This is a genomic window from Acidovorax sp. GW821-FHT10E03, assembly GCF_059415205.1.
Genome location: NZ_JBWKMU010000005.1, coordinates 336,382 through 349,889, shown reverse-complemented (window position 1 = coordinate 349,889; position 13,508 = coordinate 336,382). Strand labels below are relative to the sequence as shown.

Sequence of the window (13,508 nt, the reverse complement as noted above, 5' to 3'; positions counted from 1 at the left end):
TGGCGTGGCATAGCGCACACGGTCGGCTCTGCCATGTTCAGGGGGTGCAGCGCTCTGCCGGGCACCACGGCTGCACCAGGAAGGGCAGGAAGTGCGCCACGGGCCCGCCCCGGGAAGGGCAGGCCGCGAGACGCGCGATGGGTCAGGCCTCCACCGCGGCTGCGATGCGTGCGTAGTGCTGAATGAGGCTCAGCAGTTCTTCGTCGGAGTACGGCTTGCCCAGGTAGTGGTTGACGCCCAGCTCCATGGCATGTTCGCGGTGCTTCTCGGCGATGCGCGACGTGATCATGATGATGGGGAGGTCGCGCAACGCACCGTCCGCGCGGATGTTGCGCGCCAGGTCGAAGCCGTCCATGCGGGGCATTTCGATGTCCGACAGCACCACCGTGGGACGCTCTTCCTGCAGCCGCTCGAGCGCCTGCAGGCCGTCGGCGGCCAGCGCCACACGGTAGCCTTCGCGCTGCAGCAGGCGCTGCGTGACGCGGCGCACCGTGATCGAATCGTCCACCACCAGCACCAGGGGCACCTGGCTGGGGCCCGCCAGCTGGAGCGACACCACGGATTTGCCGCCAGCGCCCGAACCATCGGCCTCCAGCACGGGAGGCAGATCCACATGGGCTGCCCGCACCTGATCGCCGTACACCGTGGCCAGCGCCACGGGGTTGTAGATCAGCACCACGGCACCCGAGGCCAGCACCGACATGCCCGCCAGGCCCGGCAGGCGGGACAACTGGGGCCCGAGGTTCTTCACCACGACTTCCTGGTTGCCCAGCACTTCGTCCACGTGCATGGCGATGCGCTGCGATGCGCTGCGGAAAATCACCACAGGTCGCGTCTTGCCAGCCGGCTCGTTGCTGCGCGCAGAAGCCTGCAGCAGCGCCCCGGCCCAGAAGAACGGCAACTGCTCCGTGCCATCGTCGAAATGGCCGGTACGGTATGCAACTTCAAGGTCTGCCGCCGAGGTGCGCCGCACGATCTCGACCACGTTGGCGGGCACGCCGATCGCCAGATCGCCGGCACGCAGCATCACCACCTGCGTCACCGCCGTGGTCAGTGGCAGCACCATGCGGAAGGCAGCGCCCTTGCCGGCCTCGGTCGAGGTCTCGATGCGCCCGCCCAGTGCATTGATCTCCGAGCGCACCACGTCCATGCCGATGCCCCGGCCCGCCAGGCCGGTCACTTCGCTGGCGGTACTGAAACCGGGCGTGAAGATCAGGTTGGCCGCTTCGGCATCGCTCAACTGCGCATCGGGTTCGATCAGGCCCTGGGACAGTGCCTTTTCCCGGATGCGCGGCAGGTTCAGGCCGGCGCCATCGTCACGGAATTCCACAGACACGTCGTTGCCTTCGTGGTGCAGATCCACCGTGATGGTGCCGGACGCCGGTTTGCCCGCGGCGACCCGGTCCTCGGGGTTCTCGATCCCGTGGGCCACGCAGTTGCGCAGCAGATGTTCGAACGCCGGGGTCATGCGGTCCAGCACGCCACGGTCCATCTCGATGGAGCCGCCGGTGATATCGAGCTTGATCTGCTTGCCGGTTTCCTTGGAGGCCTGGCGCACCACGGCGTACAGGCGCTCGGCAATGCCTTCGAACTCCACCATGCGGGTGCGCAGCAGGTCGCGCTGCAGTTCGCGCGCCTGGCGGCCCTGGGCGATCAGGTCGTCTTCAGCGCCTTCCATGGTGCGCTGCAGGTTGCGCTGCACGGTGGCCACGTCGTTCACCGACTCGGCCATCATGCGCGTGAGTTCCTGCACGCGGGTGAAGCGGTCGAACTCCAGCGGATCGAAACCAGCGGCCGAATCCTTGGACAGGGCCAGGCGCGACTGCATCTGCGATTCGGCCTGCACCTCGATGTCCCGCAGCTGCTGGCGCAGGCGGTCCAGATTGCCCGACAGGTCGGCCAGCGAACTGCGGAACTGGCCCAGCCGCACGTCCAGGCGCGATCGGCTGATCATCACTTCGCCCGCCTGGTTCACCAGGCGGTCCAGCAGCTGCGCACGTACACGCACCGACTGGTTGGACGCCACGCGCAGCGGCGCAAGCTGGGAGGGTGCCGGCAGGCGCACGGCAGGCGCCGATGGCGGCGTTGCCAGCGCCTGTGCAGGCGCATCCACCGGCACTGCCGACAGGTCCACCGGGGAACTGGCGCGCACGGCCTCGACCGGCAGCGACACCACCGTGTCGGCGGGGCTCTGCCCAATGGTCCGCAGGGCTTCGAAGTTGGCCTGCAGGCCGTCAAAGCTGGCCTGCAGGGGCTCGATCTGGTCGGAGGTGACCGTCTCGGCGTCCAGTTGCTCGATGGCGGATTCGAGGCGGTGGGCCATTTCGCCCAAACGCATGGCACCCGCCAGGCGCGAGCTGCCCTTGAGGGTGTGCAATGCCCGCAGCACCTCGCTGCGCGCACCCAGGTTGTCCGGGCGCGAAGCCCACTGGCGCAGGGCTCCACCGAGCTGCGGCAGCAATTCCGCGGCCTCTTCCTCGAAGATCGGGAACAGGTCCGGATCGATGACGTCGATCGCATCGATGTCGTCATCCACGTCCGAACCCAGCGCCACGGCATGGGCAATCGCGTCGTCGACCATCTGGTCGTGGTCGTGCACCACGGCGGACAGCGCGGGCGCCACATGCCCCTTGGGAACCGGCACGGGCGTCAGCTCGGCGGGGACATCGGGTACGGGTTCGGCTGGGGGCAGCGGCTGCGCGGCTTCCGCGCCGATCGGTGCCACCGACTCCACCGCCAGCCCGTCTGCGGCTTCCGCATCTTCTTCGGGCGGCGACAGGGTGTTGTCCACCTCGGTCTGCAAGATCTGGCGCAGTTGCTCCAGCACTTCCTGGCTGGGCTCCTTGAGGAAACCGGCCGCGAACTGGTGCAGCAACCGGCGGATATCTTCCGCCGCCGCCATGAAGGCCTGGGCCTGTTCCTGGGTGCCGCCGGACTGCAATGTCACGTGCTGGAGCGCATGCTCCAGTACGCGCGCCATTTCGGACAGGGCATTGAAGCCCACGGTGGCGGAGCTGCCCGCGAGCGAGTGCGACAACGCCACCGCGATGTCCGGCAGGGGCTCGTGCAGTTCCAGCGACCATTCCTGCAGGCAGGTCACCAGGCGGCGGGACCATTCATCGGCTTCGTTCAGATAGACGTTGTAAAGCGGAATGCCAATGCGCAGCGTGTCAATCACCTTGACCGCTTCGTCGCTGCTGCTGTCCTCCAGCGGCAGGGCCTCGGCCAGTTCCGGCGTTGCAGCAACGGGCTCGGCGTCCACGGTTTCCACCGCTTCGGCAGGCACGAGGGCTTCGGGCTCGGGCGCACCGGCCTCCGGCAATGGCTCCAGCGCCTCCAGTTCCCCCGGCTCCGGAGCTTCCAGCGGCTCGGCGGCATCCAGGGATTGCGCCGACAGCAGCCCGGCCACTTCGTCCTCAGTCAGTTCGTCGGACAACGCGGGCGCTGGCGCCGGAAGTTCGGCCTCAGGCGCCGCCACGGCGGGTTCCAGGTCGGGCAGTTCGAGATCCAGCACGAAGTCGGCACTGGAAGGATCGATCACCGCGGCGTCTGCGGGCGCTTCGTCCAGCGCGGCTGCAAACACGGAGAAATCGATCTCCTCGGCCACCTCGGGGGAGGCCACGGCCTGATCCGCCGGCACTTCGGGTGCGTGGTCGAAGATTTCGGTGGCTTCGAAGTCGGGGATGGCCAGCGCCTCTTCCACCGCCTGTGGGGCGTCTGCAGCTTCTGGCTCCAGAGATTCGATGGGCACGCCGTCCAGGGCCGCAGCTTCCTGCATCTGCTCCTGCACGGGCGCAGCCTGCGGGGGGCTGTCCTCGCTGGCGAACGGGGTGGCCAGCGGCAGCAGGGTGCCGTCGAGCCGCATGGCATCCGCGGACTTGCAGAATGCGTCTGGCTGCCAGCCCGAAGCCTGGCCAGAGGCGATATCGTCCGCCCAGCGGCTGAATGCCCGCAGCGCGTCCGAGGACAGCTGCAGCAAGCTGGGCTGCATCGGCTTTTGCTCTGCCAACCAGGCGTTGAGCACCTGTTCCATGGACCAGGCCGCTTCACCGAAATCGTTCAGCCCGACCATCCGCGAACTGCCCTTGAGCGTGTGGAAGGCACGGCGCAGCGTGGTCTGTTCGCTGAGGTTGCCCGGCTCATCCTGAAGCACGTCGATGGCGGCCAGGCCATTGACCACCACTTCGCGGGCCTCCTCCAGGAAGACCTCCAGCAGTTCATCCTCGATCTCCGGTGCCTGCGCCGCTGCGGGCGCGGGCGCTGCCGCCTGGGACACCGGCGCGCCGCCGCCCTCTGTGGCGACGGGCAGATCAAAGGAAATGTCGGGTGCGAGCGACCCCGGATCCACCGGCGCCAGCTGCGCAGGGGCCACCTCGGACGGCATGTCCGGCAGGGAAGGCAGGGATCCGAAATCCGTGGGCTCGCCGAAGGGTTCCGGCACGGGAAAACGTGGCACCACGTCGGGCAATGGGATGGCGGCCCGCTCTTCCAGCTTGGCCGGCGCCTCTTCCACGGCATCCGACGCACGCGGACGGGTCTTGCCCATGAGGATGCGCAGTTCACCGAGCTCTTCGTCGTACACGAACAGCTTGCGGGCCATGGTGCGCTGGTAGCTGAGCATGTCGATCAGGAACCCCAGCGCGCCGAGGCTGTTGCCCAGCTTCTCGAAGACACCCTGGCGATCGGCCTCGGGCACCTCGTTGATGAGCAGGCGCTCCACCATGTCGCGCATGCGAACCACCGCGAGCGACGCCTGGTCCAGGCCCAGCACGGACAGCACACCGCGCATCTGCGCGAGATGGCCGGGGACGGTCGCCAGGACCGCCGTGTCCTGCGGATTGCGGAAAAACTGATCCAGCGCCTTCTCGGCTTCGCCGAGCGTGGAGCGCAGTTCGTCGACAACGCTGCCCATGGTCTGGTTGTCGCTGACCCGGCGGTACAGCTCCTCCATCCACTGTTCCAGGGGCTCGGGCTCCGCGCCCGCACCGACGGCATCCAGGCGCTGCGCGAGCCTGCCCGCGCGGATTTCCATCTGGTCGTCGCCCGCATCCAGCTCTTCAAAGGCCGCCTGCAGGTACAGGACCGAGGTTGCCACTTCCATGGCCAAGGCGGCCGAGGGCGGTTCGCCGGAACGGGTGGTGGATTCCAGTGCGCGCGTCAGGGCCTGCGCAAGGCTTTCGCTTCCGGGATGCAGCTTGCGCAGCGAGTCGCACACCAGGCTGAATTGATCCGCCGCGGGCTTGAGCTTGTTGCGGTCCCCGCCGGCCAGCGCGGACCAGGTCTCGGTGGCCGCGGCGATCCGCTTACGTGCCTGCGCCAGCATGGCGGGGTCAAAACGGCCGAACCGCGCAGCTTCATAGTCGACCGGCTTGAACCGGTCCAGCGCGAAGGCCTGCCGCACGGCCTGCAGCGAGGGCACGTCGCTGGCGGCCGCATCGGCCGGCCTGGCCTGGGAACAGAAGAACAGCAGGTCCTGCACCAGGCGGTCTGCAATGGTCGTGTCGCCCTTGGCCAGGGTGGCGTACTGCATCAGCACACGGGACGCCACGCGCTTGACGTAGACATCCGCGGGCAGCAGGCCGGAGCCAAAGGCCTCGAAGAAGCCCGCGCAGATCTTCCAGAAAGCGCGGGACTGGCGGTCCGGCTGGGCCGCCACGAAGCCCAGGCAGGTGTCCCTCAGGCTCAACGAGGCCCGCAGATCACCGGATTTGACGATTCGCAGCACCGCGGCGTCCAGGCGCGCGCGCGCTTCAGGACCGTACGGCAGCGGCGTGACCGACACTGCACCCTCGGGCTCGCGAAACCTGCGCTCCACAGGCCACAGGTCGGCAGGATGGACGCGGTCCGCGCCGGCCAGCGCCTGCGCGTCGCGGTACTGGGGGAACAGCGCAACAGGCGAAGCCGCCTTGCCCGCCAGAACGGTTTCCAGGTATTCGATCAGCGCAAAGCTCGCACGCTCAATGACGGCCGCGGCGTCGTCGCTGCAGGTCTCGGGCCGCTGCACGAACTTCTGGACCGCAGACTCCATGGCCCGCAGGACCAGCGCCGGCGGGCCCATGCCCACCATTTCCAGGGCCCCGCACGCCTGGTGCAGCTGCTGCCGGGCAATGCGCAGCGGGCCGGCATCGAGCGCCGCGAGATCCGATTCGCGGGCGGCTTCCGCATCGCGCACAAAGCGGCGCATGGCCTTGACAGCACCGTCAAGGGATTTGCGCAGTTCGTCAAGCACCCACGCCAAAGGACCCAGGTCCTGATCTCCCTGGGTCCCATCCGCGGCCGGTGCATTGTTGACATCAATAGATGACATGGATTCGTCCCCGGCTGCTATGAGCCAGCTGGTTGATGACTACAGCGTCAGGCGATCTTGAACCGTGCCACCGATTGGCGCAGTTCTTCAGCCATGTGCGAGAGCTCGCGCACCTGCTGCGCTGTGGTTCGGGTACCTTCACCCGTTTGCTCGGTCACCGCAAAAATGTGCTGGATGTTGTCGGCCACTTCGTTGGCCAGAACGGCTTCCCGGGATGTTGAGGACGAAATCTGCTCAATCAGTTCGGCAAGGCGGCGCGACACGCGGTCGATCTCGGTCAGTGCGGTACCGGCGCTGTCGGACAGGCGCGCCCCTTCCACCACACCCTGCGTGGAGCGTTCCATAGCGGCCACGGCATCCTGCGTGTCGGTCTGAATCGCCTTCACGAGCGCCGAGATCTGGCGCGTGGCGTCTGCGGAACGTTCAGCCAGCCGCTGCACTTCTTCGGCCACCACCGAGAAGCCTCGGCCGGCTTCACCGGCGGACGCTGCCTGGATGGCAGCGTTCAGGGCCAGAACGTTCGTCTGCTCGGTAATGTCGGAAATCAGTTCGGTGATTTCACCGATCTCCTGCGAGGATTCGCCCAGGCGCTTGATCCGCTTGGAGGTGTCCTGGATCTGGTCGCGGATGGAGTTCATACCGCCGATGGCGTTCTGCACGGCCTGCAGGCCCGAGTCGGCAGCTTGCAGCGATTGACGGGCCACCGTGGCGGACTCTTGCGCTTGTGTGGACACCTCGTTGATTCGGGTGGCCATGTCGAGCACCGAACGGCCGGTTTCACGAATTTCGCGCAGCTGCTCGGTGGATGCCGCCAGCAGCTCCGTGGACGTGTTGTCCACCTGGGCCGTCGTCTGCGCCACCCGCGTGGCCGTGTTCTGCACGCTGCCCACCAGCTGGCGCAGTTCTTCCACCGTGTAGTTCACCGAGTCGGCGATGGCGCCCGTGATGTCTTCCGTCACGGTGGCTTCCTGGGTCAGGTCACCTTCAGCGACCGACTGCAGTTCGTTCATCAGCCGCAAAATGGCGGCCTGGTTGGCGTCATTGACGCGCTTGGCTTCCTGCTCCTGGCGCTTGGCGTCCTTCTGCTGCATTTCGGCAGCAGCCTGGCGGCCACGGCTGTCCAGCAGCTGCACGCGCGAGATGCCCACGCCGCAAAAGATCACGAACAGGCCGGCGAGGGCCAGGGCAGCGAGCTGTCCACCACCCACACCCGTCTGGGCGGACAGTTTGCTCTGCAGGCCTTCGAGCTGGCGGCGCAGGGGCTCGCTGTCGGCAATGATCGCCGACTGGGCTTCGCGGGCAGACACCAGACCTTGCAGGTTGCCCAGAATGGCGCTGGCTTGCGTGCGGGTCTGCTCATAGAGCTTGACCAGGGCTTCGAGCTGTTCGCGGGTCTGGGCATCCTTGGTGGCGGCCAGGCGCAGTTCAGGGCTGCCATCGAGCAGGCCCTGGGCGATTTCCTTGAACGAATTCAAGTCCTTGCCCAGCAGGAACACGGCCTCGGGGCTCACGCCTTCCATGGTCTGGAATTCGTTGGCCGACTTGCCGATACGCTGGGTCAGCATCACGAGCTGGCCGGCGGCGGAAATCTCGGCGGCAGGCGCGTTCTGCTGCAGCTTGAGGGACGACACCGTCTCGGCGATTTCCAGCAGGTCGGACGATTGGCGGTTGATGGTGCGCAGAGCGTCCCCCACCTGCGTCAGGATCTTCTGCTGGCCCATCACCACGCTGGCATTGCGCTCGGCACGTTCCATGAGCGGGTTCACGGCGTCCAGATCGGGCTTGTAGGGCTCGCCCAGCGATTCCACGCCGAGTTCGCCATCACCTGCATTCAGGGCGCGCACATTGCGCGCCAGCACGCCGGAGCTTTCCACCACGTCCGGGAAGGCCTGCGGACTTCCCACCAGCGCCTGCGACACCGACTTCGCCAGGCGCTGCGACTGCATGAGGGACTGGCCCGTTGCAGCAAGCTGCTGCGCGGAGCGGTCGGCCTGCCGCAGCACCCAGGCAGCGATCAAGGCGAGGACGATCACGCCCACAGCCAGCAGGCCGAGCAGGCGGCGCTGGTGGGCTGCAGCGGTCGAGCGGCCCAGCAGTGGCAGGGAGATGAGGTCTTCCTCCGCGTCCTGGGCAGACTGCTCGGGGGCATAGCCGTCCGGGTCACCCTGAACACTGTTCATGGCTTCGGCCTGGTACGCGTCGCGCAATTGCGCGCCGTCCAGCGAACCCGTGGCAAGAATATCCTGCCCGTCGTCGGCCGTGCCGGCAATCGCGCCTGCATCCGGTGTGGCAGGTTTCCGGTTGAACAGTTTTCCAAATTGATTGACGACGGACATGGTGCAGCCTTACAGAAAAACTCAAGCACTGATGCTCAGGAAAGCGGGATGTTGGGACAGGATCTGCAAGTTCAGTTCCTGCCAGCGCGCGCCGCTGGAATCGATATACGTGGTGCCGAAGAATGCAGGGGAATCCTCGGCCGGAGGCTCGGAGGACACGAACGCATCGGTCCCGCGCAGGCCGGCCAAGCGGTCCACCAGCAAAGCGGCATTGACTTCGAGGGCCGCGTTGAAAGCCAGGAGGCTGGCCTCCGACAGGGCCTGTTCGGTACGGGGCGCCGCGGAGCCCAGGAGCCCCGCGAGATCCACCACGCCGACCAGCCCGCCGCGCAGGTTGGCAACGCCCAGGAACCAGCTTTGGGTATAGGGCACCGCCTGGATCGAGACCCAGGGGAAAATCTCCCCCGACTGTCCAAGGGGCAGCAAATAGAAACTCCCGGCGGACTCGACAGCCAGCCAGGATGACACAGAGGTCCCTTCGGTTCTTGCGGCCTGAAGGCGGCTGGCAAGTCGGGTCTGGAGCTCTCGCAGGGCTTCGCGGTTGGCCATGAACGCGCCGCAGCCTCAGTTCAGGGCGTCGATTTTGGCCTGCAGTTCGGCGGGATCGACGGGCTTGGTGATGTAGCCCCGCGCACCCTGCCGCATCCCCCAGACGCGATCCGTTTCCTGGTTCTTGCTGGTGCACATGATGATGGGCACGTCGGCATACAGCGGGTCGCGGGTGATGGCGCGCGTGAGCTGAAAGCCATTCTGGCCGGGCATCACGACATCCATGAGGATCAGATCGGGCTTTTCTTCCGCCAGGCGGCGAAAGGCTTCATCGGCATTTTCAGCGGTGCGTACCTGCATGCCTTTTTTCTGAAGCAGGTCCGTCAAAAACATCAACTCGGTCTTCGAGTCGTCGACGACCAGTACTTTCTGGATGGGCATTTACATCGCTCCTTGTTGGGAATTGCCAAACTGCTGCACTGCCTGCAGCAGCTGGTCTTTGGTAAACGGTTTGGTGAGATATTCCTGGCAGCCGACCATGCGCCCGCGCGCCTTGTCGAATACGCCGTCCTTGGAAGACAGCATTACCACCGGAGTATCTGCAAAACGGGCGTTGCGCTTGATGATGGCGCAGGTCTGGTACCCGTCGAGCTTGGGCATGAGGATGTCGCAGAAAATCAGCTGAGGCTGGTAATCGTTGACTTTGGCCAAAGCATCAAAGCCGTCGTCGGCCAACAAGACTTCGTGCCCCCCCTGCTTGAGAAAAATCTCGGCGCTTCGACGGATGGTGTTGCTGTCATCCACCACTAGCACTTTGAAAGATGCGCCTGTTGTAGTCAATTGTTACTGCTCCCGATGGAAAAATAAACAACGCGGCAGCACATGATGCTGGTGCGCCTCAAATCTGAACCATCTCGAAGTCTTCCTTGCGGGCGCCACATTCAGGGCAGGTCCAATTCATGGGAACCTGATCCCATGGAGTGTTGGGTGCAATGCCGTGCTCAGGTGAACCCTCTGCTTCGTCATAAATCCAACCGCAAATCAAACACATCCAAGTTTTAGAGTCGGTCACAGCTTAAAGGGCCTTCACATAGAATGCAACGATTGTATCTAGTCATCTCCGCGGGCCACGGCGCCGGTGCCGCCCCTCAAGCAGGATCTGGTCCATGACCGCCAAAGCATCCCCTCCCCCCCCAGAAATCATAGATCTCGAAGATGACGGTTCGGAGGACGCAAGCCCTGCGTGCGTGCTCGTCTTCAACGCCAGCGACCCCAGCGGCGCCGGCGGACTGACGGCCGACATCACCACCATCGCCTCCGTGGGCGGGCACCCGATCGCCGTGGTCTGCGGCGCGTACGCCCGCGATACCGCGGAGATTTTCGACCACTTCAGTTTTGACGACGAGGCCGTGGCCGAGCAGGCCCGCGCCGTCCTGGAGGACCTGCCGGTACAGGCCATCAAGGTCGGTTTCGTGGGCAGCCCGGAGAACATCAGCACCATCGCCGAGATCACGACCGACTACGACGAAGTGCCCGTGATCGCCTACATGCCCAACCTGTCCTGGTGGCGCGACGAGCTGATCGACGAGTACCTGGACGCCTTCCGGGAATTGTTGTTACCGCAGACCTCGGTGTTGGTTGGAAACCACAGCACCCTGTGGCGCTGGCTGCTGCCGGACTGGACCAGCGACCGCAGCCCGACCGCGCGCGACATCGCCCGGGCCGCCTCCGAGATGGGTGTGCCCTACACCCTGGTCACCGGTATTCCGCTGCCCGAGCAATTTGTCGAGAACGTGCTGGCCTCGCCCCAGACCGTGCTGGGCAGCGGCAAGTTCGAGTTGTTCGACGCCACCTTCTCCGGCGCTGGCGACACCTTGTCCGCCGCGCTCACCGCCCTGGTGGCCAGCGGCAACGACCTGGGCGAGGCCACCAGCGAGGCCCTGGGCTACCTCGACCGCTGCCTGGACGCCGGCTTTCGCCCCGGCATGGGGCACATCGTGCCCGACCGCATGTTCTGGGCCCAGCCCGACGACGACGAGGCCGACGGCGATGAAGAAGAACCCCCGATTGACGAAGCACAGGCCCTCGAAGGCTTTGTGATGCCACCCCATGACACCAAGCACTGACCTCAACATCCCCCTGTTCGAACGCGCCAAGGCGCTGATCCCCGGCGGCGTGAACTCGCCCGTGCGGGCCTTCAAGGCCGTGGGCGGCACGCCGCGTTTCGTGAAGCGCGCCCAGGGCGCCTACTTCTGGGACGCCAACGACCAGCGCTTCATCGACTACATCGGCTCCTGGGGTCCGATGATCCTGGGCCACGGCCACCCCGCCGTGCTCGAAGCCGTGCAGAGCGCAGCGCTCGAAGGCTTCAGTTTTGGCGCGCCGACCGAGCGCGAAGTGGAGCTGGCCGAGGAAATCCTGAGCCTCGTCCCTTCGATGGAGATGATCCGCCTGGTCAGCTCGGGCACCGAAGCGGGCATGAGCGCCATCCGACTGGCGCGCGGTGCCACGGGCCGCAGCAAATTCATCAAGTTCGAGGGCTGCTACCACGGCCATGCCGACTCCCTGCTGGTCAAGGCCGGTTCGGGCCTGGCCACGTTCGGCAACGCCACCAGCGCAGGCGTGCCGCCCGAGGTGGTGCAGCACACCCTGGTGCTCGAATACAACAACGTCGCCCAGCTGGAAGAAGCCTTTGCCCTGCATGGCAAGGAACTGGCCTGCGTGATGATCGAGCCCATCGCGGGCAACATGAACCTGGTGCGCGCCAGCGTTCCGTTCATGAAGCGCTGCCGCGAGCTGTGCACCGAATACGGCGCGCTGCTGGTGCTCGACGAGGTGATGACGGGCTTTCGCGTGGCCCTGGGCAGCGCCCAGAGCGTGTACGCCCGGAGCATCCCGGGCTTCAAGCCCGACATCACGGTGCTGGGCAAGGTGATCGGTGGCGGCATGCCGCTGGCCGCCTTTGGGGGCCCGCGCGCCATCATGGAACACCTGGCACCGCTGGGGGCCGTGTACCAGGCGGGCACGTTGTCGGGCAACCCGGTGGCCACGGCCTGCGGGCTGGCCACGCTGCGCGAGATCAGGAAGCCGGGTTTCTTCGACGCCCTGTCGGCCACCACGCGCTCGCTGGTCGATGGGCTGGCTGCCGCGGCGGCGGCCGAAGGCGTGCCCTTCAGCACCGACAGCGAAGGCGGCATGTTCGGCTTCTTCCTGATGCCCGAGCTGCCCCAGAACTACGCCCAGGTGCTCAAGACCGACAGCGCGCGTTTCAACCAGCTGTTCCACGGCCTGCTCGATCGCGGTATCTACATCGCGCCGGCGCTGTACGAGGCGGGCTTCGTGAGCGCGGCACACACCGCCGACGACATCGCCGCCACCGTGGCAGCCGCCCGCGAAGTCTTCAAGGAACTATCAAAATAATAGCTGCCAGCGCTTACCCATCAAGCGCTTTCGGCCATTTTTATGGGTATTCCCGCTTGCTAACTCGACGTTGGCATTCGTTCACAGCAGCCCCCGCAGCTCGCGGGCGGCCTCCTGCAGCAGTGGCAGCATGTCGCGCTGCAGGCTGCGCTCGTCCACCTGCTTGGGCGACGCCACCACATTGAGCGCGGCCACCGTGTCGCCCTGCAGATTGCGCAGGGGCACTGCCAGCGCGTGCACGCCCAGCTCGTGCTCCTCCACCGCCAGGCAATGGTCGTCGCGGCGCGCCTTGGCAATCACCTGCCGCAGCGGGCCGACCTGGGTGATGGTGTGGGGCGTGAGCCGGTGCAGCGGGCAGGCCTTGAGCCACGCCGTCAGCGCCGCCGGTGGCAACGCGGCCAGCAGCACGCGCCCCGTGGACGTGGGGTGCGCCGGCAGCCGCGCCCCCAGGTGCAGGCCATAGGCCAGCACGCGCGAAGGCGCGCCGTACACCCCGCTGCGCGCCACGATCACCACCTCGCCGCCATCCAGCACCACGGCCGAGAATGACTGCTGCGTCTGTGCCGCCAGCCGGTTGAGCGTGGGCTGCAGCACCCGCGGCAGCCGGGCCGATGCCAGGTAGCTGCCCGAAAACCGCAGCACCTTGGGCGCCAGCCAGAAGTAGCGGCCATCCGTCTCCAGATAACCCAGGTGCGCCAGCGTGAGCAGGTGGCGGCGCGCCGCCGCGCGCGTGAGGCCGGTGCGCTGCGCGGCCAGCGTGGCATTGAGCCGCTGGCGCTCGGTGTCGAAACTCTCCAGCACCGCCAGGCCCTTGGCCATGCCTTCGATGAAATCTGCCTTGGCGATGGGAACGGTGGTCATGCGGGGGTCCATGGTCGGCCGGTCGATGCCCGGGGTGCGGGCGCCCGATGCGCCGGGGCTGTGGAAGATTGCGCGATGATCGCACATCACGTCCA

At 66.4% G+C, this 13,508-nt stretch carries 9 protein-coding genes; 2 read left to right on the top strand and 7 right to left on the bottom strand.

Annotated features, from left to right (window positions below; all coding sequences use genetic code 11):
• Positions 1-142: 142 nt before the first annotated feature.
• From AC07OD_RS11365 to AC07OD_RS11340, 6 genes are read right to left on the bottom strand one after another with little or no spacing between them, the layout of a single operon-like run.
• Positions 143-6,307: a hybrid sensor histidine kinase/response regulator gene (locus AC07OD_RS11365; protein ID WP_494596690.1), complete on the bottom strand. Its 6,165-nt coding sequence runs from the start codon at positions 6,305-6,307 to the stop codon at positions 143-145.
• A gap of 47 nt (positions 6,308-6,354) precedes the next feature.
• The gene (locus AC07OD_RS11360; protein ID WP_218296026.1) at positions 6,355-8,643 is read right to left on the bottom strand and encodes a methyl-accepting chemotaxis protein; all 2,289 of its coding nucleotides are present in this window, start codon (positions 8,641-8,643) and stop codon (positions 6,355-6,357) included.
• Positions 8,644-8,664: 21 nt separating this feature from the next.
• Positions 8,665-9,192, bottom strand: a complete 528-nt coding sequence (locus AC07OD_RS11355; protein ID WP_218296027.1) for a chemotaxis protein CheW — start codon at positions 9,190-9,192, stop codon at positions 8,665-8,667.
• Between the two features lie 15 nt (positions 9,193-9,207).
• Positions 9,208-9,573 carry a response regulator gene (locus AC07OD_RS11350; RefSeq protein WP_010459520.1) on the bottom strand — a complete coding sequence of 122 codons (366 nt, stop codon included), beginning with the start codon at positions 9,571-9,573 and terminating at the stop codon, positions 9,208-9,210.
• Positions 9,574-9,972 carry a response regulator gene (locus AC07OD_RS11345; RefSeq protein WP_005796099.1) on the bottom strand — a complete coding sequence of 133 codons (399 nt, stop codon included), beginning with the start codon at positions 9,970-9,972 and terminating at the stop codon, positions 9,574-9,576.
• 58 nt (positions 9,973-10,030) lie between these two features.
• The gene (locus AC07OD_RS11340; RefSeq protein ID WP_082836248.1) at positions 10,031-10,204 is read right to left on the bottom strand and encodes a rubredoxin; all 174 of its coding nucleotides are present in this window, start codon (positions 10,202-10,204) and stop codon (positions 10,031-10,033) included.
• 94 nt (positions 10,205-10,298) lie between these two features.
• Between AC07OD_RS11340 and thiD the strand changes: the two genes are divergently transcribed.
• A complete protein-coding gene (gene thiD / locus AC07OD_RS11335; RefSeq protein WP_218296028.1) occupies positions 10,299-11,258 on the top strand; it encodes a bifunctional hydroxymethylpyrimidine kinase/phosphomethylpyrimidine kinase in 960 nt (319 codons plus the stop codon).
• Positions 11,242-12,552, top strand: coding sequence for a glutamate-1-semialdehyde 2,1-aminomutase (hemL, locus tag AC07OD_RS11330; protein ID WP_218296029.1), 1,311 nt, complete (start codon positions 11,242-11,244; stop codon positions 12,550-12,552). The genes thiD and hemL overlap by 17 nt, the downstream gene beginning before the upstream one ends.
• Positions 12,553-12,633: 81 nt before the next feature.
• Here the strand turns inward: hemL and AC07OD_RS11325 are convergent, their stop codons facing one another.
• Positions 12,634-13,413: an IclR family transcriptional regulator domain-containing protein gene (locus AC07OD_RS11325; protein WP_494596683.1), complete on the bottom strand. Its 780-nt coding sequence runs from the start codon at positions 13,411-13,413 to the stop codon at positions 12,634-12,636.
• Positions 13,414-13,508: the final 95 nt, after the last annotated feature.